Here is a 20033-nt window from a genome sequence, read left to right on the forward strand (position 1 = left end):
AAAAACTCTACGGCAGAGAAACAGAAGTTGAAACATTATTAGCAGCCTTTGAGCGAGTCAGCAGAGGCAGCACCGAAATGATGCTAGTATCCGGTTACTCGGGCATTGGAAAATCCGCCCTAGTACAAGAAGTCTATAAACCAATTACTAAAGCCAGAGGTTATTTTATTGCCGGAAAATTCGACCAATTTCAACGAAACATCCCTTACGCGGCAGTTGTTAAAGCATTTCAATCATTAGTCAAGCAACTCTTAACAGAAAGCGAAAATCAACTCAATACCTGGAAATCAAAACTTTTAGCAGCTATTGGCACTAATAGTCAAATAATTGTCGATGTCATTCCTGAAATAGAATTAATCATTGGCAAACAGCCGGCCGTACAAGAATTAAGCGCTACAGAAGCACAAAACCGGTTTAATTTAGTATTTCAAAAATTCATCCGCGTGTTTTGTTCAGTTGACTATCCCTTAGTCATCTTTCTCGACGATTTACAATGGGCTGATGCCGCTACATTGAAATTGCTACAAGTAATGATGGCAGATGAGCAAACGCAATATCTATTTCTAATTGGTGCTTATCGAGACAACGAAGTTAACCCATCTCATCCTTTAATAATGACCTTGGATGAGCTGCCAAATCAAGGGGCAAGAATCGAGCGAATTACTTTAGCTCCTTTACACCTTCAGCAGATAAGTAACTTAATTGCTGATACCGTTCGTAAAGACACAGAATCAGCGCTCCCCTTAGCAGAGTTAGTGCTCAATAAAACTCAAGGTAATCCTTTTTTTGTCAATCAGTTTCTCAAAACTCTTTATCAAGAAAGCCTGCTGAGATTTAACTTCCAACAAAGAAACTGGGATTGGAATATTTCAGAAATTGAATCAGTAGGTATTACTGATAACGTCATTGAATTGATGATTGGTAAATTGAAAAAACTGCCAGAATCAACTCAGCAAGTTTTGCGCTTGGCTGCTTGCGTCGGTAATAGTTTTGACTTAAAAACTCTCTCAATTATTAATGAGAAATCTTGGGGAGCCACGTTTCAAGAACTATTGCCAGCCATCCAAGAAGGATTGATTCTAACTACTTCTGAGTTAGGTGCTACCGAATCAGAAATCATTAATTCCGACTTGGTAATTACTAATTATAAGTTTTTGCATGACCGCGTGCAGCAGTCAGGTTACGCTTTGATTGACTCAAAGTTGCAAACCGCAATTCACCTACAAATTGGTCGCCTGTTACTGGCAAATATTGCTCCGGAGCGACGAGCCGAAAGAATTTTTGAAATAGTCGATCATTTGAATTCGGGTCGGATTTTAATCATTGATGATAACGAGAAAACTGAACTAGCTATTTTAAATTTAACAGCCGCTCGCAAAGCCAAAGATGCAACGGCTTATGCTGCTGCCAGAGACTACTTAAAAATCGGTCGAGAAATTTTACCGGGCGATATTTGGCAAGAATCCTACGAACTAGCTTTTACCTTTCATAAGGAGCTGGCAGAGGCCGAATATTTAAACGGCAATTTTGAAGAATCAGAAGCTTTAATAGAACTGGCATTTGCCCGGGCAAAATCTGAGCTAGAACAAGCGGAAATTTACAACATTTTGATCGTGCAGTACACTCTGTTAAGTAAATATGAATCAGCAGTTCAATCTGGATTAAAAGCCCTTAAATTGCTGGGCATTGACTTGGCTGAAGATAATTTAAGCGAAGCGGTAAATGCGGAAATGGCGGCAGCTCAAGCCAATTTGGCAAACCAAGAAATTGCTTCCTTAGTTAATGCAGAAAAGATGAAAGATCCGGCTCAACAAATGGCAATGAAATTATTGGGCAATATGGGGCCGCTAACGTTCTTTTCATCTCAAGAGTTGTGGAAGTTGACTGTAATCAAAGCGATCAACCTTTCTCTTAAGTACGGTTTTGTAGCGGGAGGGTCTTACTGCTATTCGTGTTATGGAATTATCCTAAATTCAATTTTAGGGGATTACCAATCGGCTTATGAGTTTGGCAGACTCGCTCTGACTCTCAGCGAAAATTCCAATAACTTGTCTCAAAACTGCCAAGATAGTGTGATCTTTGCCAATTACTTAAACTGCTGGGTGAGACCGCTCAAAACTACGGCGGAAATTAATAATGAAGGTTATAAATTTGGCTTGCAATCGGGCAATTTGCAATGGACGGGTTATAACCGGATGTTTCAAACTATTACCTATTTCTTCCAAGGTATGAATTTGAATAATCTCTTGGAAGATATTGCCAAGTCGCTCCATTTTTGCGAGCAAACTAAAAATTTATGGGCGATTGATATAATTATTGCTAATAAGTCAGCAATTTTAAATTTGATGGGCGAAGAGGATGATGTTAGCGAAAAACAGCATTTAGAAAATTTTCACAGCCGTAAAAGTATGGCGGCACTGTGCGAGTTTTATGTTTTAAAAGCGCAGAATTTATATCTTTACGGACTGTATAGTGAGGCGCTAGAAGCATCGGAGCGCGCTGCTGAACTGCTCGATTATTTGATGGGTCATATTTCAAGCGCTCACCATCATTTTTACCGTTGTCTGATCTTAACGGCTCTGTATTCAGAGGTTTCTGAATCGCAGCGAAAAGATTATTGGGAGCAATTAGAAGCTAATCAGAAACAAATTAAAATTTGGGCGGATAACTGCTGGGAAAGTTTCGCACATAAATTCTCGCTAGTGGCGGCAGAAATGGCGAGGATTTCAGGTCGAGATTTGGAGGCGATGGATTTGTACGATCGCGCGATAGCTCAGGCTAGAGAGGATGATTTTATTCAGAATGAAGCGCTGGCGGCGGAGCTGGCTGCTAAATTTTGGTTGGGGAAGGATAAAGAAGAATTTGCCCAAATCTATTTGACTAAAGCTCACTATGGCTACCAATACTGGGGTGCTAAACGTAAAGTTGAGAGTTTGGAGGAAAAATATCCTCAATTAATCGCGAGAACTTCAGGGAAGACGACTACTCAAACTAAAGTTAACCGAACTACGACGGCGACTACTAGCAGTAATTTGGGGGAGACTTTAGATTTAACTACTGTGATGAAAGCTTCGCAAGCGATTTCGGGTGAAATTGTTTTGAGTAGGTTGCTGGAAAGATTGATGAAAATTGCGATCGAGAATGCGGGAGCCCAAAAAGGTTTTTTGATTTTAGAAAAAGGGGGAAACTGGGCGATTGAGGCGGAAGGTTCGGTGAAGGAGGATGAAGTTAGCGTGCTGCGATCGCTTCCTCTCAATCCCACAGCAGCTTCTGGGACCACTCCTTTGCTGGCTTGTGCGATCGCCAATTATGTGATTCGCACTCAGGAAAATGTGGTGTTAAATAATGCCGCTCTTGAAGGACAATTTACCCGCGATCCTTATATTGCAGCCACTCAACCGAAGTCTATTCTTTGTACTCCTCTGCTGCACCAAGGTAAGCTGACTGGCCTTCTTTATTTGGAAAATAACCTGATTGAAGGCGCTTTTACTACCGATCGCCTAGAATTGTTAAAACTGTTATCTGCCCAAATTGCTATTTCTATTGAGAATGCTCAACTTTACAAAAATTTACAGGAGTTTAATCAAAACTTAGAGCAATTAGTGAGCGATCGTACTCAACAATTATCGAACACCCTAGAGGCTTTAAAAGCCACCCAAACTCAGCTAGTCGAATCTGAAAAAATGGCATCTCTGGGAGGATTAGTTGCTGGTGTTGCTCATGAAATTAATACTCCCATCGGAGTGGGTGTCACTGTTGCTTCAGCTTTAGCAGAAAATACCACCGAATTTGCATCTATTTATAAAAGTGGCAAAATGAAGCGCTCGGATTTAGAAGAATTTGTCGATATTGCTACCCAAAGCAGTAAGGCACTTCTAATTAACCTAGATCGAGCGGCAGCCTTGATTCAAAGCTTTAAGCAAGTAGCAGTCGATCGCTCTAGCGAAGAACGGCGTACTTTCCAGATCAGACCTTATCTTGATGAAATTTTATTACAATTAAAACCCAAGTTGAAAAATAGCCAACATTCGCTTAAAATTAAGGGAGATAGCAAAATTGCTATCGATTCTTATCCAGGAGCCTTGTCCCAAGTTGTGACAAACTTGCTGATCAATTCTCTGATTCATGCCTACGAACCAGGGATTTCTGGGGAACTACTCTTTGCTTGGGAGCAAGAAGGTAATCGGCTAAGGTTTGAATACGCCGATCGAGGTAAAGGTATTCCCCCAGAAAACTTAAGTAAAATTTTTGAGCCATTCTTTACCACTAAGCGCGGTCAAGGTGGCAGTGGGTTAGGGTTACATATTGTTTACAATTTAGTCACTCAAAAACTCAAAGGTGAAATTGAATGTCTAAGTGAGTTGGGAAGAGGAACCAAGTTTATTATTAAATTACCCATGCAAATAGATTCACAAATGTAGAGTTCCAATTCCGATTTCCTGGCAAAGATAACTAAGTAAGTCCACCTCATTAAAAATAAAATAAGGATGACTGAAAAGGTTGCTGTGTAACTCTTCTCTCGTGTGCCTTTTTCTTAACAGGTTTTCTAACTTCAAATCTAAACATTAGTAAAAAATAAAGGTGTACAGCAATGAAAAGTGATTTTGACGATTTGTCAACTAAATCATCTGCAGAAACAGTATTCTTTGCCGAAGCAATCGACTCCAATGATGAAATTTTTTTTGCAGATGAAACTATAAAAGAAAAGCTGACTGAAAGTTGGAAAGTTTTAGTTGTAGATGATGAGGCTCAAGTTCACACAGCTACCGAAATTTCACTAAGGAAGTTTGTCTTTGAAAATAAATCTTTAACCTTCATTAATGCTTACTCCGCTCGGGAAGCTAAACAGCTAATCCAAGAAAATCCTGATGTTGCCATCATCTTACTTGATGTAATTATGGAAACAGATGATGCTGGCTTAAACTTTGTTAAATATGTCCGAGAAGTTTTAGGCAATCAGTTAGTGCGAATTATTTTACGCACGGGTCAACCCGGACAAGTACCTGAAAAAAACATTATTATCAATTACGATATTAATGACTATAAAACTAAAACTGAATTAACGACATCAAAGCTATACACTACGATGCTAACAGCTTTGAGAAGTTTTTCTCTAAGTCAGAATTTGCAGTCGGAAATAGAGCGTCGCAAACAAGTAGAGAAAGCACTCCGTATCAGTCAAGAAAAAGAATACCAAAAATCTATTGCCTTAGAACATTTTGTCAAAGAACTGCAAGAAACACAACTCCAGTTAGTTCAAAGTGAAAAAATGTCTAGTCTCGGTCAATTAGTTGCAGGTGTCGCTCATGAAATCAACAATCCGGTTAACTTTATTTACGGCAATCTCTCCCACGCCAACGACTATATTAAAGAACTCATTAATATGTTGAATCTTTACCAACGGTATTACCCGCAACCAGAAGCAGAAATTGTTCATGAAATAGAAGATGCAGAGTTACCATTTATCATAGATGATTTACCAAAATTGCTTTCTTCCATGCAGTTAGGGATCGAACGCATTCGCAATATTGTTCACTCTCTACGCAATTTTTCGCGGTTGGATGAAACTGAAATTAAATCAGTAGATATCCACGAAGGCATTAATAGCACTTTGCTGATCTTACAGCACAGACTAAAGGCTAAGTCTGATCGGCCTGCTATTAATGTGATAAAAGACTATGGTGCATTGCCGCTTGTGAACTGTTATGCCGGTCAGCTCAATCAGGTGTTTATGAACCTTTTAGCGAATGCTATAGATGCTTTAGAAGAGCGGGTAAGTAGAGAAGATGGTGCAGTTTTTAAACCCCAGATTTTGATTCGTACTGAAGTGGTACCCGGCAATTCGCATGACAACATTAGCTCAGCTTCCCACATCCTGGTAACAATTTCTGATAATGGTGTGGGCATGACAGAGAAAGTTCGTGCTAAACTTTTCACTCCCTTTTTTACTACTAAGCCCATAGGAAAAGGTACAGGCATGGGATTGTCCATCAGCAGAAAAATTCTGATAGAAAAACACTGCGGTCAATTAGAGTGTATTTCTACGCCTGAGCAGGGAACCCAGTTTATTATTGATCTGCCGACAATCTGTAAATCCACTAAGCTCGCCACCGTAGCGAATGCCTAGAAAACTTATCTGGCTGAATTGATCGTATATCGGTTTTCAGTTGCAGGAGAATAGGGTAATTGCTAATTCCTCATTAATCGGAATTCTGACAGAATTTTTTCCCGCATCAAGTCCCCCCCCTTTTTCATGGGTGGGGACTTGATGCAATACGGTTGATTTAGTGCTAAAACTTTTGAACCACTTTGGGTTATTCTTAATCAATGGAAGTGCTATTTTATGTGACAGATTGCTGGAAAGTTGACCGAAGTTTTAGTGCTGATTCAAGTAAAATTATGAGCACAAATTACAGGAAAAGACTTGACGGAAAAAATACAATATGAAGACATTATTTTACTCAGTCAAACGAAAAAACTTTGGCTACTCTAAATCTGAACAAAGGCTCAGATACTCCGTTGGATCGATTATTAGTTCACCGTTCCCAAAGTTGCCGATATTCCAATTCCATATCAAAATCAAAGAAATTATTTTGGTTTTATGCGATCGTCGGCGTTGCTTAGTGATACCCTAATTCAGAAACGGCTTTTTGTATAGTAATTTAATCCAGCCGATCAACGCTCTTCGCTTTGCCGTAAATGCCGCCAGATTTCTTGATGACATACGTACCAAAAATACAGGGCTAAATTCACAAGAGCTAATAATTTAGTACCATCTTCTAACATCGCGTGTAGTCCTTGATTTTCATTGTGTAAAATATCCTCCAACCGCGAGATAGCAAACAAGATGAATGCTGCAACTAATGGCAGGTAAGGAGTGGTTTTGATGTATCGCAAAAACTTAACTAGGTAAAGGAAAACAGCACTACCATAACACAAATAAATTAATTTCTTAGATATTCCCAACCGAGACATAATCAAAGTCATCCGAAACCTGTCATCCAGGTAAAGGACTCCCAGGAGTAAAGCACTAAAAAATAAGAATATCGCCGCTCGACTCTGCGGCTCTTTTTGTCGCAACACTCCGAACGTAAATGCACAAATTGCGACTGAGAGGCACCCGGTAACTTCGGAAACTCCGGTTAGAATTCCGTCGTAAGGCAACCAGAAATTAAAAGGATCGCTAAATAGGCGTTCAAGTCCGCGTCCCTTGTTGTTGAATTTGGCATATACGCTCAGCCCGCCCAAAATCCCAATAGTCAGAATGTTAAAAAAAGCTAAAAGCGGTACACCAAAAAAGTGTTTCTTGAAAACTTTTAAAGAATTTGATAACTTGGGAAGTTTATCGAATAAAGGCAGATGCTTCATAAAAAATGTCTCTAAGCAATAGAGTTCGTTAATTATTCACTGGTAGCCAAACCACAAAGGTAGTGCCACGATCCGTTGGATATAATAAATTAGTTTCTGTAAAGGGTAGCCATTCAGGATTGAGTGGGGAAAATACTTCTATTTCTCCTTGCATTTGGCGGACTAAATCGCGGGCGATCGCCAAACCCAATCCTGTGCCAGGAATTTCGGTCTGCGCTTTTTCTCCCCGGTAGTGCCGCTCAAATAAATGCTCTAAATCCTGGGGAGGAATGCCGGAACCTGTGTCGCTGACGGCAACTGCTATGGCAGGCAATTGGCTGTATCCTGCCCGATCGCCATCCGCTGCTTTATACCTTACTTTAATATAAATTTGGCGGCCGGCAGGGGTATATTTCAAAGCATTGTCAATTAAATTGCTCAAAACCTCGCGCAAAGCTCGATCGTTCGCTGAGACTGGCGGCAAATCAGCCGCAATGTCAGCTACCAATTTCAGATTCCTTTCAGATGCGATAGCCTCGGCGGAAGTTAACAGCGGTTTTAAGACTTCTGTAACAAAACAGGATTCCTCCAAATTGGCCACAGGTGACAGCGACAGAGGAGAATGCCGGATTGATTCGACATTGGAGATGGCTTTTTCTGAGCTCCCCGATCGCAGTTTTAGATGTGCTTCGCCGGTGTCAACAGTTCGATCGAACTGGCCGAGCAACTCTTGCAGCCGATCGCTCTCTCGGACAATGCTAAAAGCCACATTGCGGTTTTTGTCTTCCGGTACCAGCCGCCGCGCTAACAGCTTGCCAAAAGTTCGCAACGCTGTCAGCGGACTTTTGAACTGGTGCAGCAAATTGTGCATCGTGTCGTAAACCTGAGCCTGGATTTGCCGACTCGTACCCAATTCCTGCTGCATCCACTGCGATCGCTGGTCTAAAATGCAGGCTAGGGCTAAGGTGCGAGCAATTTGTTGTATTTGAGCCTCTTCTCGCTCGTTCCAAGGCCTGTCTTGCCGACCGCTGACTAGAAGTCCCATTACAGCTCCCTCGTGTATCAGAGGCGTCACTATTTGCATCCGCTGCTGCCACAAATTCTCCGGGCCTTGGCACTGATGGGAACTGCGCTCATTACCCGGAAGCGGTTCGGGTGCGATCGCCCCTACCGTTGATTCTTCCACTGGCAGAACAGGCGGCGCCAGCAGGCGCGGTACTGGTTTTACTGTCGAGCTTTCGGAAGATTGCAACCTCAACCCCTGATTTTCTTCCGATTCGGCTGAGGTTTCTGGGTAAACCGCGATCGGCACCAACTTTGCTTCGCTGCCTTCTACCAACTCTTGTGTCAGGTATACCGCGCTGAATTTCGCTCCCAAACTAACGGCGATGGCCACCTGCGAGCGGCAAAGTTTGACAAATTCTGAACTGGCTGGCATTAACATGAGCGCCACATTAAGATATCTAACGGAATTCTAAGTAAATTACAAATTATCGGCCACCGATTACTGATGAGAGACTTCTAGATTTCAGGTTTCTTCCCTTTGATAGAAGGCAGCTATGTTGAAGGCATCGGGCTTTCATGAACCCCTATTGCCCCGCCTCGCCGTCGGCGCAGCTTTCACCGATCCCCAAGCTTGGCTTGTGCCGGAACTTGCGGCCAACAATAGCACAACCGCTACACTTTTGTCGATCGGCACGAATGTTAAGATTATGTCGATATATTAAAAACAGTTGAATTTTTGAGCTAGAACGGATATACTGGCCTCGGATTTGGTAGCTATCATTACAACCTGTCTGCTCATACTGTCTGCTCACAGAGGAGGTAAAGAAATTGGCCAGGAGACGCAAACGCAAGAGTCGCCGCCGACAAGAAGGACGCAGAATTTTAGAGTGTGTGCCTCAATATAGCATCGAGAGCGGCGAAGATAAACCCGTAACAGCGGCTCGCAAGTTCATCCATGCAGAAGGCATTGCTCCCCCAGCTTTGCTGTTAGTCAAGCGTAACGAGCATACCACTGACAGATACTTCTGGGCTGAAAAAGGTTTATTTGGAGCCCAATACGTAGAAGAGAACCATTTCTTGTTTCCCAGCTTAAAGGTGATGTTGGAAGCTACCACAGAAAAAATTCCTGTGGTGTCAGCGGCCCGCGCATAGCTCAAAATGTTTAGCTCAAAACATTGACAGCAATGTTTTTCTAAGTCTTTTAACAAAAGCGCGACAGTTCTCATTGTCTGGAGAGTGCCAACTGAAATTTCTGCGAAAAGTCCTTAGGAATTAGGGTATAAGGAGCCATCGCAACAGGCGTGATCGCAGCCCAAGGGCGATCGCCACAATTGGCACTTTCACGATAATGGTTTTTTTTTGACTGTTTTGTCGATCGGACAAGTGGATCAAAAAAACAGCCAACGAGAGAGCCGCTTTTTAATCATTGGTTTGTCAGCTCGAAGTCTAACTACGGCATCTAGCATATCAAAAAACGCTCCGCGTCAAACTTTTAATCGAGCGGTTTTAAATCTAAAGCTTTTTGCATGGCTGCTAGTTCATCGCGGTGAGCTCGGACAGTAACAAAGCTCTTGGTTTGGCTTCCCGACTCAGCAACTGATTCGAGTTTGAGCGAGACTTGCTCAGAGCGTCCAGCTTTTTTCCAGTAAAATACCCCCGCCAGCGGGGACAACAGTACCAAAGCTAGGAAAATTTGACCCTGCTGGGGAACTAGCATTCCCAAAACCAGTCCCAAGCACAGAGCGCCACCTGCACTCAGCAGAGTTAGAAAAATAGCTAGAAACCAACTCGGCCGCACAAAACCCTCAAACGTGACTTTATAGTTGGGGGCATCGACGGCTGCAACTCGATAAGCTCTATCGGCAAAATACTGTTGTAAGTCGGCTAACAGTGACTCTTGGGCGCTCTCGGAAGCCAGCTTGACTTGTTCGATTCGCTCTTTGACTGAAGCCTTGATGAAGAAAAACAAGCCAACAGCCAGCAGTAGCGTTAGCAAAAATGTTGAAGGAAGAACAGCAGTATCCATCGGTAGAAGTTTGTGTAATTGAAATTCTCTACTATTACTTTACAGAACTTGACATACGAAAGCGATCGAGGACTTACGCAGACACTTTGTTATCAAAATTCGCAGAAAGCTTTGTAGCAAAGTGTTTTGCTCTCCATCACCCAATTCCCATATCTCCCCATCGTCGCTAATTCTCAAGTGACAATGCGTAAGTCCTGACGTAGTGTAGCTGCTTTAATCGCTGTGCGGCGGGCGATCGAGCAAAGCGAAGGCAAGGAAGGCAAATCGCTTTGCAAGTAGCGCCAGCATCTCCAGGGTTTAGGCATCCGATTCCAACTCGGCTAACCTGTGTGACCAGTTTCTAAGGCGCGGGGCCGACGCCCTGACGCGCCGTTTCCCTGACCTATATACTCGTGCCAGAGACGAGCGAGGTCTTGAGCTTGGTGCCGCCACTCAGGGAGGATTTGATACATCCGGCGGGGGCGGCCGCGTCCTTCTACTTTTTTCCAGTAACCCGTGATTACGGCTTCATCTTCTAGGAATTTCAGAGCGCTGTAGAGAACGGTATCCGAAAGTCGGTAGATGGGGAATTCCCTCTCTAGTTGGCCAATCAGTTCTGTACCGTAGGAATCTCCGCGCAATAACACGGAGAGAATGTAGCACACAGCTAATTCCTTGTTTAGATAAACAGGAGGGGGGTCTTGAAAAAATTGATAGATATGTTCAAACTTCATCTGTCTTGTCCGCTGGAAACTCTCGTGATACCGTCAGGTTAACGGGAGAGGAAAGCGGGGCGGGGGATGCCGCTTCCTAATGATTAAGTGGGACATTGGGGAAACAGAGGTGCAGTATTTCCCCAGTGAATGTTGATGGCCCCAAAGGCTTGTCCTGCACTTCGGTAATGTTTGCCTGCCCCTTGGTTGAGGAGGACTGCCGTAACTAGCGCAATTTTTTCCTCTTCCAATCTATCGCAGCGACTATTGTCAAGTGTGCGATCGCCTGCAAGAGTTGGCAGTTACTTTGGGAGTTAGTGTTTTAACTGAATTTGCAGTTAATGTTTGCGCTCAAGCGCAGGCTTTAAACCGAACTCAGGCCTAACATGGCGCGCAGTGTAAAAGTTAGAAAGACAAAAGTCGCTACAATCGAACTAATCAGGGCGATCGCAGTTGCCGGTCGATCGAGCAGGGGTTTGAGTCGCTCGAACAGGAAAAAGAAAATTCCCAGACATATCGTGATGAAAAAGCGCGGGTAGCGAGAGACGTTATTAATAAAATCTTGCATGAGCTTGGTGGGGTAAAGTGTCACAGCACGATCTTTGACTGGTAACACTTGTGAGCGAGTTAGACAATTTTGGCACAGCCGGAGCTAAATCTGCCAATCGGGCGATCGGGCATTTTTGCCGTTGAGGCTGACATATATAATTCTAACGAAAACTTTTCGCCGATCGATGGGGCGATGTCTGTTTAATGCCGGAATGCTAAGTTCGGTGACAACTTCTGAAGTATTTCTATTGAGTTCTAGTTGTGATAAATATTATAGTGCCGTTATTTCTAGATAAATGTCTGCTTCCGCACCTTTTCAAGTCTTGCCGCGTCCCTTTCTGCAATGGCCTGGAGGCAAAACTAGGTTGAAGATATTAAAAACCCAGAGAATCACACTATGCGAATTTTAGTCTTGGATTTGCTTCAAAATCCAAGAAACCCAGCCTTGGACTGTAAAGTAACGCCTTTTTATAGTTGTATCATTAATATCTGGACGATTTTCTGAGATTATTTTACAGATTGTATCTTCTGGCGGAATTTCTCCCTGTTTAAGGGTTAATTCAAATACTAAATAAAAAACTTTTTTTTCTAAAATTTTATTAATCAAATCTAGATATTTTAATTTAGGTCTTTTATGTAAAATTGACCTTCCTTCACTTGTCAAGCGAAAAATTGGTTTTTTTATTATAGAACTTTTATATTTTTCTATCAGTCCAATATACACACCAGCATTAGTATAATAGCCAGTTTGCCTGCGGTTAAATTGATAATTGTCAGTAATATCATCTGTGGTTAAATCTCTTTCTAATAACAATGATAATAAATCTACTATCCTATCAAATTTATCAGCTTGTGGCAATGTAACCTTTGGCTCTTCAATTACTTTAATATTATTGAATACCCGCTCGACATCACTCCGTTGTATTTCTTCGGGAGCAATCGTATAATTTTTTTGTGTTATCAGTTGGAGAGAGTTATAATCTTTATCATTGCTAAATTCATAAATAAAAAAGCTAAAAATGTCGTTAGAGTATGTCATCAATACGGGAATCACTTTTTTAGCAATTTTTTTTGACCACAATCTGTAGGGATAGTAAAGTTGTCTAATCAAAAAATCGTCGATGGCATAGTTTTTAGCTTCGATCAGGACAAAATAGTTGTTACTTTCAAATCCCGCATCTATCTCACACTGAGAATTTTTAACCTTGATTGAATAGAGTTTATTAGCGATGGAATTTATAATATTAAAATCAAAGGCCTCTGTAGACATTCTCCCAGAAACAGTATAAGCTGTTTGTTCGCCGAATAAATCATCTATAATACCGATATTAAATGCACAGTGCAATGCGGAACTTTCAGAAGATAAATTTGTGTAATCTATACTCTCTATGCCGGGAGGAAACTCAAAAGGAATCACTTCAATTTCACTATCATATTTAACTTTCAAGTGTGTATCAAAGTTACCTATAACATATTTTGAGCGACAAATTGGCAAGATGGATAGATGATTTGCTCGAAATATATGTGGCAAATTAACAAAGTGATCGAACTTTGCCATCAGCCTGCTTTCTCTTTGCTTATTGATTTGAGCCGCTTCTATTTCAAAACAACCATTTCGAGCGACTTCTTCTAAGATTTTATGCGTTTCAAATAGTGTTTCCCAAGCTCTATCGTTGGCAGTTTTCTTAGTTTTACTCATATTTATTGAGCCGGAATTTCATAATTTAAAACTAATACTTCATCAACCATACCTCTTTTCAAGGCATTTGAGTTGATACTTCTCGTTGCCCTAACTTTTATGATTGTATACTGATCATCCTTGTACAAATCCAGAATAAAATCCGTACAAGAATTACTCAGCATTACCTTGCAACCTCTTTTATGTAAAGCGTCAAACTCTTCTTTTAGTCGTTCTTGTTCGTCTCTATTAAAGCCATTCACATCATATCCAGTAAAAGAAGCTGTTTCCGAAACTGGATCGTAAGGAGGATCTAAATAAACAAAATCTCCTTTCTTGGCGCTTTGAATAGCTTTTGCAAAATCCTGATTTAACAGTTCTATAGTGTGCTTCTTCAAGTATTTATTCACAGCTCTTAAAACAGCGTTATCTAAAATATTTGGGTTTTTATACCTACCAAACGGAACATTAAACTGACCTTGGGAATTAACCCTAAACAAGCCATTATAGCAGGTTTTATTTAGATAAATGATTCGTGCTGCTTTTTCCACTTCCGACAAATTTTGATATTCTTTCGTTGAACGATCTAAGTCTCTCATGCCATAATAAGACCTTTCGCTATTGGTATATTTATCCTTGCTTAATTCCTCGATCAGCTCATCTAATGAGTCTCTAATTACTTTATAGCAGTTAATCAGTTCTGTGTTGCTATCATTGATAACAGCTTTTGGGGGCTGTAACTCAAACAAGAGTGCGCCTCCACCTATGAAAGGTTCATAGTATGTATGTTTGCTTATCGGCTTGGGAACATACTTAACAATTTCTGGCAATAACTGCCTTTTACCTCCTGCCCACTTTAAGAAGGGTCTTACTAACGGATTAATTTTCCCTCTTACTAACGTATCGCTTTTCACTCAGATGCCTCTAACGCTGAACAATTTATTGTAAGTTGAATTTTAGTTCAAGTCAAGAGGCAATGGTGATATCGATTCAAGGTGTAAGTCGCAGTTAAATATAGCGACAAAAGCACCTTGACATAAATCTATTCATCTGATATGTCTGGGAAAACAATCTGAATTAAGCCGATCGCACTTGGATCACCCCTCGGTCAAAAACCCGTTTGTCAGTACTGATAGAACTGACAAACATCCGGTCTTCATAGACATCAAACGTCGCAAAACTCAGGCGGCTAGCAGAATACTCCGTCCACTCAGAACGACTCACCGGACGAGTGCCCGCGCCGGCCCCGCAAATTAAATAAGTCGTACCGTTAATCGAGCGAGTGCGTTCGTAACTGTGTTCGTGTCCGTTGATATAAAGCTGCACGCCGTACTTTTGAAACAAAGGCGTGAAAGTCTTAATAAAAGATTGATTCGATCCGTAGACGCCAGAGGAATAAATCGGATGGTGGCCGAACACAACTTTCCAAGGTGCCGTGCTTTGACTCAACTCTTTTTCCAGCCAAACAAGCTGATTTTTCCAATCCGCATTGTGATTGGTATCTAAAGCAAAAAACTGTACGGGATCGCGCCGAAAAGTATAGTAGCGACCTTGCATATTAAAACCCGCATATTTAACTTGCGGGTCGCCGTTAGCAGTGCGGATGTCGTGATTTCCCAGACAAGCATAAAATTTTACGTTTTGCTGCAATAACGGCTGATAAGGTCGCTCGAAAACAGCATTAATTTTTTCAATTTCGCCGTTATTGTAGATATTGTCGCCGGCGAGAACAGCAACATTAAAAGGGTTTTCCCGGTGATATTGCGCCATCGCCTCAGCCACAGCATACTGACCTTCAGCGCCGGTACCGGTGTCGGCCACCGAAATAAAGCGTAAAATAGGCGGTGAGGCCGGCAATGGGACGATCGTCCTTTCTGCCTCAACGTTAGAAGCCACAGCAGCATCGGTGTCTGTATCCCAGGCAGTCCGAAGCTGAAACATTTTCCAGACTCCGGCAAAACCTAAGCTGCTGAGACTGCCTGAAATTAGAAAGTGACGGCGTTTGATGCTCATTTTGATTCAGTTACAACTAAGTTAAATGATAAATTAAGGTTGAGATGGCTCAACTAAAATTTATCTCGTTTAGATATATTTGCAACGCCCCAAGGCAGAGAAAATGTCAGAAGAACAACTAAACCAGTCAACTCCAGAACCCTCTCAATCTCCGACACCGCAGGTTGATTCGGCTGCAAAGTCTGCCCCCACTGGCAGCAAAACTCAAAATGCCAGCAGCGCGGTTCCCAAAAATCAGAGAATCAAAGCTTTGATTGCCTCGATAGGGAATTTGGGAAAAAAAGGGAAAAAATTAGCAGCAGAACCGCCGTTGGAGGCCCAAAAGCCGATCGCCCCCACCGCTTCTGACTCAGCAACAGTAACTCCTCCCACTGTTGCTGCGGAAGTTAACAGCGTGCCTCCAAAAGTTGCTGTAAAAGTTGATAAAAAGCCTGTATCCCAACGCACGGAAGGGAGTTTTATAGAGAAAGTCGTTGTACTTTGGCAAAGTATTGTGCGGCTAGTGCGATCGCTACTGCCACCATCTGCCAATGAGAAGCTGTCCGATCCAATTTTAAACGCCGCATTAGCCGCAATTCTAATCGTTGCAGTGGGTTTAACTTTCAACAGTTTCTCGGCAAAACCGCCGGACAAAGTAGCAAAAGTTCCTCTCCCAGCAGCGCAGCAGTCGCCGCCAACCTTTGGCGATTTTGTGGAGCCGGGAACGCCGAAATCGCCAGAGGCGATCGCACCATCTGAGCCAATCTCTGCTAAATTCAAAAGCAAGTTGCCCGATTTAGTGGCTCCAGAAAAACCGCAACCAGTAGAAGTTATCCCACCGCCGCCGCTGACGCCGGAACAGTCTCTGATTGCTGCGATTCAAAATCAAATTACTGACATTAAGAATCGACTGGGCGGCGGTTTAGTTGAGTCTGTTCAAGCTAATTTTTCCAGCAGCATTTTGACAGTAAAAGTCGCTGAAGATTGGTACAAACTCAGCGAAGTTGAGCAAAATCAACTAGCAACGAAGATGTGGAAGGAGGCTAACTCACTCGATTTCAGCAAGTTAGAAATTGCGAATATGGAAGGTAAGTTAATAGCTAGAAGTCCGGTTGTTGGTTCTGAAATGATTATTTTAGACAGAGGAATTAATTAGAATTTAAATAGTCTGTATCTGTACACCATTTTACCAGCCTTAAAGTCCAGGACGCAAAACCTAATTATGTAGGGTGCGCAGTGCGCACCTTTGTTGATTTTTTTGAGAAATATCGAGTTTTTCCCAACTCCTACAGAATGCACCATTAAATTAATTAACTTTGAGGAAAATTGAAAAATGACAATTTTAACTCAAGTCGAACAAGTAGAAATTGAATATCCCAGCAGCGACGGAGAGCCGATGGCTGAAAGCGACATCACGCGCGATTACATGACTTACAGCGTTGAAGCTGTAAACCTTTACTTTCAAGAGCGTTCTGATGTTTACGTGTCAGCCAATTCTTTCATTTATTATGAACAAGGGAACAACCAGACAGTTGTTGCTCCGGATATTTATGTGGTGTTTGGAGTAGCCAAACGCAAAAGGGATAATTATAAAGTTTGGGAAGAAGAGGAATTATTCCCGATTTTGTGTTAGAAATTACTTCCGAAACAACTCAGACGAAAGACCAAGAAACTAAACAGGAAATTTATCGGGCTTTGGGAGTTAGGGAATATTTTCAGTACGATCCGTCGGGAGATTACCTAAATCCGATTGTACAGGGAGTACGTTTAATAAACAATCAGTATGAGCCGATTGTAGCCAACAATATAGCTTTCGATACGCTGTGGTTGTTCAGTGAAGTGCTGGGACTGGAATTGCATCTAATTTCAGGAGAATTGAGGTTTAGAGTTCCTGAAACGGGTGAGTTTTTGAAGACTCACAAGGAAGAAAACCAGGGACGACTGGCGGCGGAGTTAACATTGCGCCAGCTCGTAACTCAAGTCTTGAATTCTGGAATGAGTCGGGAACAGGTGGCGCAAATGATGAATTTATCGACCGTCGAAGTGAAACGATTGGTAGGGGAAAACTTTTGATCGATCGCACTTTTCCAAGATATCTTGGAAAAGTGCGATCGAAGTATGGCACAAAATGTAAACAGTCAACAGTCAACAGTTAACAATTAACGAAGGACTAGATAGGCTTATTAGTAGGTTTAAAACCCTGCTTTTGAAAATAGGTTCTAAATACGTCTAGAGCAATTGGTGCCGCCGAGACTGCACCAAATCCGCCCCCTTCAACGATAACTGCGATCGCAACTTCAGGTTTGTCAGCAGGAGCAAAACCCACATACATAGAATTGTCAGGATGACCGGGCATTTCCACAGTCCCAGTCTTACCAGCACTTAAAGGAATAGTACCGTCATTCATGCCGCGGCCTGTACCTTTTTTTACCACGTCCATCAATCCTTGTTTAATGACGTTTAAAGTTGCAGGCTTAATACCTGTTGGAATTTTTTGAGTTATAGGAGTATTGGTTTGAGAAGCCAACAAATGGGGCTGCACTCGCCAACCGCCATTGGCAATAGTTGACACCATCACAGCCAATTCTAGGGGAGTACAAAGTACCAAACCCTGACCGATCGCCATTGTTACTGTATCGCCAACGTACCAATCTTCACCATACATTTTCTGTTTCTCTGCTGGGATCGGAACTTGACCGTGATTGGCGCCGTCTATCCCCAAAAGATCTAAATTAATAGTACCGCCAATGCCCATTTTTTTAGCCCATTTCGCCATTTCTTCCGGCCCTGCAGTCATACCTACTTGATAGAAAAACGTATTGCTGCTGTAGGCTAGAGCATCGCGGAAACCGATAACACCGTAACCGGCACCGTGTTCGTTAAAAGAAATTCCGCCGATGTTAATTGAAGCAGAACTTACCAAAGTCGAGTCAGGAGAGAACTTGCCCGACTCCATCCCGGCTACAGAAGTTACAATCTTAAAAGTGCTGCCGACTGGATAGCCTTGAACTGCCCGATTTAAAAATGGTTTGTCTGGCCCTTGCAGCCGATCCCATTCTTTTTGAGTCACCTTGCGGGTGAAAATATTGGGGTCAAATGTCGGCCAACTAGCCATTGTTAAAAGAGCTCCGGTTTTCACGTCGATCGCCACAACTGCACCCAGGCGATCGCCCAAAGCTTTTTCCGCAGTTTTCTGCATATCTAAATCTAAAGTTAGCTGCACCGGTTTGCCGGGAATAGGCTCTTTTACACCTAAATCTTGGATTTCCTCACCCTTAGCATTCACCTCGATTAAACGGTTGCCCCAAACGCCCTCTAAAGTTGAATTGGCTAATTTTTCAACTCCCATTTGACCGACGATCATTCCCATCGGGTATGCAGGATTAGCTTTTAATTGATCTAAACTAGCTTCGCCGACGTATCCCAAAAGGTGAGCTGCTAATTGCTGGTTGGGATTGTCTCGGCTCGATTCTACGCGAATTTCAACTCCCCGCAAAGTATTAGCTTGTTCTCCCAATGCCACGAAAGTACCGACATCGATATCCTTACTAATTCGCACTGGCAGGGCCGATCTGTAGCCAACTGCATCAATTTTTTTGACAATTTCGGCTGCTGGAAGTTTGACGATCGGGCCCAGTGTAGCGGCGATCTCTTGCCACTCCTTGGCCGATCGCTCTTTTGGCCACACATATACCGATCGAGATACGCGGTTGGCCGCAAAAATTTTGCCGTTGCGGTCTAAAATTTGACCGCGATTGGCTGGGACTGAAACAGGGCGAATGCGGTTATTTTCCGCCCGCTGTCGGTTGTAGGCTCCCTGTACCAGTTGCAGTTCGGCTAGACGAAATATTGGTAGCGTCACCAAGGTAGTGACGAACAGCATAAAAATCATAACTTGGAGCGAGCGGCTGCGTTGCCGTGCAGGATTGTCCAAGCCATTTTTGTCGAATCGGATTTTAGAGTTAAAAGAAAAATCGCCAGCCATATTAATTAATCTGCTCTTTTTATTCAACTAACAGGTTGAGACGGTTCCCATCCGGATGATTTGGCAGAGGCTACAGGGATTATAACTTCTAACTCTTTAGTAACAGACATAAATTCTATCGATTGGCAGATGAATCAGCCGGATTTGTTGATTAAGTTAGACCTTAAATATCAGGTTTTTCTGACAATTTAACTGTTAAGGAGGTAGGGGCGCTGTGGAACCGATCGATTTTTTGATTGCTTGGCTCGTGACGGGCAGCAGCTTGTTGCTAATTTCTCAACTGCCGATCGGCGTAGAAATTGACAGCACACCGAAAGCAGTAATTTCCGCTGCGGTTTTGGGAATGTTGAATGTTTTAATTTTGCCAATTCTCAAAGCAGTTTTTTTCGTGCCGAACCTACTGACGCTGGGATTGCTTTCCGGCGTGTTTGCTTTTGTAATGAACGTGATTGTTTTTGCCTCGGCTGCGAAGTTAGTTGAAGGATTTAGTTTGCGGATGGGCCTTTGGAGCGCGGTACTGGGGGCGATCGCCTTGGCTGTAGTTAGCAGCTTTATCAATGGCGCACTAATTTAGCAACTTCCCCTGATCAAGGGCGATTTCTATCGCCCGATATTTCCCATCCTTAGCTGGCGCGTTTCCTGTGCCTACAAGCGATTGAAATCACCGAATATTTCTTCTCCCTTCTTCCTTCAATCCGTTACATCCGTTAAACAATCCGTTGCCGAACATCCGTTACATCCGTTACATCCGTTACATCC

18 protein-coding genes are annotated in these 20033 nt (G+C 42.5%); 8 read left to right on the top strand and 10 right to left on the bottom strand.

Features of this window, described 5'->3' with window-relative positions; translation table 11 throughout:
• Positions 1-4421 (top strand): AAA family ATPase (locus QUA45_RS13440; protein WP_333221048.1); only part of this gene is annotated, 4421 nt, incomplete at its 5' end.
• A gap of 170 nt (positions 4422-4591) precedes the next feature.
• Complete coding sequence (locus QUA45_RS13445) at positions 4592-6127, top strand: ATP-binding protein (RefSeq protein WP_333100797.1); 1536 nt, start codon at positions 4592-4594, stop codon at positions 6125-6127.
• A gap of 548 nt (positions 6128-6675) precedes the next feature.
• Here the strand turns inward: QUA45_RS13445 and QUA45_RS13450 are convergent.
• Both QUA45_RS13450 and QUA45_RS13455 read right to left on the bottom strand, forming a co-directional pair.
• Positions 6676-7368: a hypothetical protein gene (locus QUA45_RS13450; RefSeq protein WP_333100798.1), complete on the bottom strand. Its 693-nt coding sequence runs from the start codon at positions 7366-7368 to the stop codon at positions 6676-6678.
• 28 nt (positions 7369-7396) lie between these two features.
• Positions 7397-8785: an ATP-binding protein gene (locus tag QUA45_RS13455; RefSeq protein WP_333221050.1), complete on the bottom strand. Its 1389-nt coding sequence runs from the start codon at positions 8783-8785 to the stop codon at positions 7397-7399.
• Between the two features lie 121 nt (positions 8786-8906).
• On the opposite strand from QUA45_RS13455, the gene QUA45_RS13460 reads away from it, so the two are divergent.
• Complete coding sequence (locus tag QUA45_RS13460) at positions 8907-9074, top strand: hypothetical protein (protein ID WP_333100800.1); 168 nt, start codon at positions 8907-8909, stop codon at positions 9072-9074.
• Between the two features lie 106 nt (positions 9075-9180).
• Positions 9181-9504 (top strand): DUF3155 domain-containing protein, encoded by a 324-nt coding sequence (locus QUA45_RS13465; protein WP_333066452.1) that lies wholly within the window; start codon positions 9181-9183, stop codon positions 9502-9504.
• Positions 9505-9844: 340 nt separating this feature from the next.
• Here QUA45_RS13465 and QUA45_RS13470 read toward each other — a convergent pair whose 3' ends face one another.
• The 7 genes from QUA45_RS13470 to QUA45_RS13500 form a co-directional block, all read right to left on the bottom strand.
• On the bottom strand, positions 9845-10378 hold the full coding sequence (locus tag QUA45_RS13470) for a cofactor assembly of complex C subunit B (RefSeq protein ID WP_333066454.1): 534 nt from the start codon (positions 10376-10378) through the stop codon (positions 9845-9847).
• Between the two features lie 173 nt (positions 10379-10551).
• Complete coding sequence (locus QUA45_RS13475; RefSeq protein WP_333078057.1) at positions 10552-10683, bottom strand: hypothetical protein; 132 nt, start codon at positions 10681-10683, stop codon at positions 10552-10554.
• Between the two features lie 15 nt (positions 10684-10698).
• The gene (locus QUA45_RS13480) at positions 10699-11091 is read right to left on the bottom strand and encodes a PadR family transcriptional regulator (RefSeq protein ID WP_293144339.1); all 393 of its coding nucleotides are present in this window, start codon (positions 11089-11091) and stop codon (positions 10699-10701) included.
• A 343-nt stretch (positions 11092-11434) separates the two neighbouring features.
• On the bottom strand, positions 11435-11638 hold the full coding sequence (locus QUA45_RS13485; protein WP_190657763.1) for a DUF751 family protein: 204 nt from the start codon (positions 11636-11638) through the stop codon (positions 11435-11437).
• Positions 11639-12025: 387 nt separating this feature from the next.
• On the bottom strand, positions 12026-13318 hold the full coding sequence (locus tag QUA45_RS13490; RefSeq protein WP_333221052.1) for a type II restriction enzyme: 1293 nt from the start codon (positions 13316-13318) through the stop codon (positions 12026-12028).
• 2 nt (positions 13319-13320) lie between these two features.
• Positions 13321-14211 (bottom strand): DNA adenine methylase, encoded by an 891-nt coding sequence (locus QUA45_RS13495; RefSeq protein ID WP_333100803.1) that lies wholly within the window; start codon positions 14209-14211, stop codon positions 13321-13323.
• A 163-nt stretch (positions 14212-14374) separates the two neighbouring features.
• Positions 14375-15310, bottom strand: coding sequence for a metallophosphoesterase (locus QUA45_RS13500; protein WP_333221054.1), 936 nt, complete (start codon positions 15308-15310; stop codon positions 14375-14377).
• A 103-nt stretch (positions 15311-15413) separates the two neighbouring features.
• On the opposite strand from QUA45_RS13500, the gene QUA45_RS13505 reads away from it, so the two are divergent.
• The 3 genes from QUA45_RS13505 to QUA45_RS13515 all read left to right on the top strand — a co-directional run bounded on the left by QUA45_RS13505 (position 15414) and on the right by QUA45_RS13515 (position 17362).
• Entirely contained in the window at positions 15414-16445 is a 1032-nt protein-coding gene (locus tag QUA45_RS13505; protein ID WP_333100805.1) for a hypothetical protein, read from the top strand.
• 177 nt (positions 16446-16622) lie between these two features.
• Positions 16623-16922, top strand: coding sequence for a hypothetical protein (locus tag QUA45_RS13510; RefSeq protein WP_333100807.1), 300 nt, complete (start codon positions 16623-16625; stop codon positions 16920-16922).
• A complete protein-coding gene (locus tag QUA45_RS13515) occupies positions 16916-17362 on the top strand; it encodes a Uma2 family endonuclease (protein WP_333221056.1) in 447 nt (148 codons plus the stop codon). Before QUA45_RS13510 ends, QUA45_RS13515 begins: the two co-directional genes overlap by 7 nt.
• A 97-nt stretch (positions 17363-17459) precedes the next feature.
• Here the strand turns inward: QUA45_RS13515 and mrdA are convergent, their stop codons facing one another.
• Entirely contained in the window at positions 17460-19274 is a 1815-nt protein-coding gene (gene mrdA / locus QUA45_RS13520) for a penicillin-binding protein 2 (RefSeq protein ID WP_333100810.1), read from the bottom strand.
• Positions 19275-19488: 214 nt separating this feature from the next.
• On the opposite strand from mrdA, the gene QUA45_RS13525 reads away from it, so the two are divergent.
• Positions 19489-19848 (top strand): phage holin family protein, encoded by a 360-nt coding sequence (locus QUA45_RS13525; RefSeq protein WP_006635567.1) that lies wholly within the window; start codon positions 19489-19491, stop codon positions 19846-19848.
• Positions 19849-20033: the final 185 nt, after the last annotated feature.

This window comes from Microcoleus sp. Pol12A5 (assembly GCF_036701435.1).
Lineage (GTDB): Bacteria > Cyanobacteriota > Cyanobacteriia > Cyanobacteriales > Microcoleaceae > Microcoleus.

Coding starts and splice junctions, on each gene's coding strand:
- mrdA (WP_333100810.1), bottom strand. CDS start 19,274: ATGGCTGGCGATTTTTCTTTTAACTCTAAAATCCGATTCGACAAAAAT.
- QUA45_RS13475 (WP_333078057.1), bottom strand. CDS start 10,683: ATGCCTAAACCCTGGAGATGCTGGCGCTACTTGCAAAGCGATTTGCCT.
- QUA45_RS13445 (WP_333100797.1), top strand. CDS start 4,592: ATGAAAAGTGATTTTGACGATTTGTCAACTAAATCATCTGCAGAAACA.
- QUA45_RS13480 (WP_293144339.1), bottom strand. CDS start 11,091: ATGAAGTTTGAACATATCTATCAATTTTTTCAAGACCCCCCTCCTGTT.
- QUA45_RS13490 (WP_333221052.1), bottom strand. CDS start 13,318: ATGAGTAAAACTAAGAAAACTGCCAACGATAGAGCTTGGGAAACACTA.
- QUA45_RS13500 (WP_333221054.1), bottom strand. CDS start 15,310: ATGAGCATCAAACGCCGTCACTTTCTAATTTCAGGCAGTCTCAGCAGC.
- QUA45_RS13460 (WP_333100800.1), top strand. CDS start 8,907: ATGTTGAAGGCATCGGGCTTTCATGAACCCCTATTGCCCCGCCTCGCC.
- QUA45_RS13510 (WP_333100807.1), top strand. CDS start 16,623: ATGACAATTTTAACTCAAGTCGAACAAGTAGAAATTGAATATCCCAGC.
- QUA45_RS13450 (WP_333100798.1), bottom strand. CDS start 7,368: ATGAAGCATCTGCCTTTATTCGATAAACTTCCCAAGTTATCAAATTCT.
- QUA45_RS13505 (WP_333100805.1), top strand. CDS start 15,414: ATGTCAGAAGAACAACTAAACCAGTCAACTCCAGAACCCTCTCAATCT.
- QUA45_RS13485 (WP_190657763.1), bottom strand. CDS start 11,638: ATGCAAGATTTTATTAATAACGTCTCTCGCTACCCGCGCTTTTTCATC.
- QUA45_RS13455 (WP_333221050.1), bottom strand. CDS start 8,785: ATGCCAGCCAGTTCAGAATTTGTCAAACTTTGCCGCTCGCAGGTGGCC.
- QUA45_RS13470 (WP_333066454.1), bottom strand. CDS start 10,378: ATGGATACTGCTGTTCTTCCTTCAACATTTTTGCTAACGCTACTGCTG.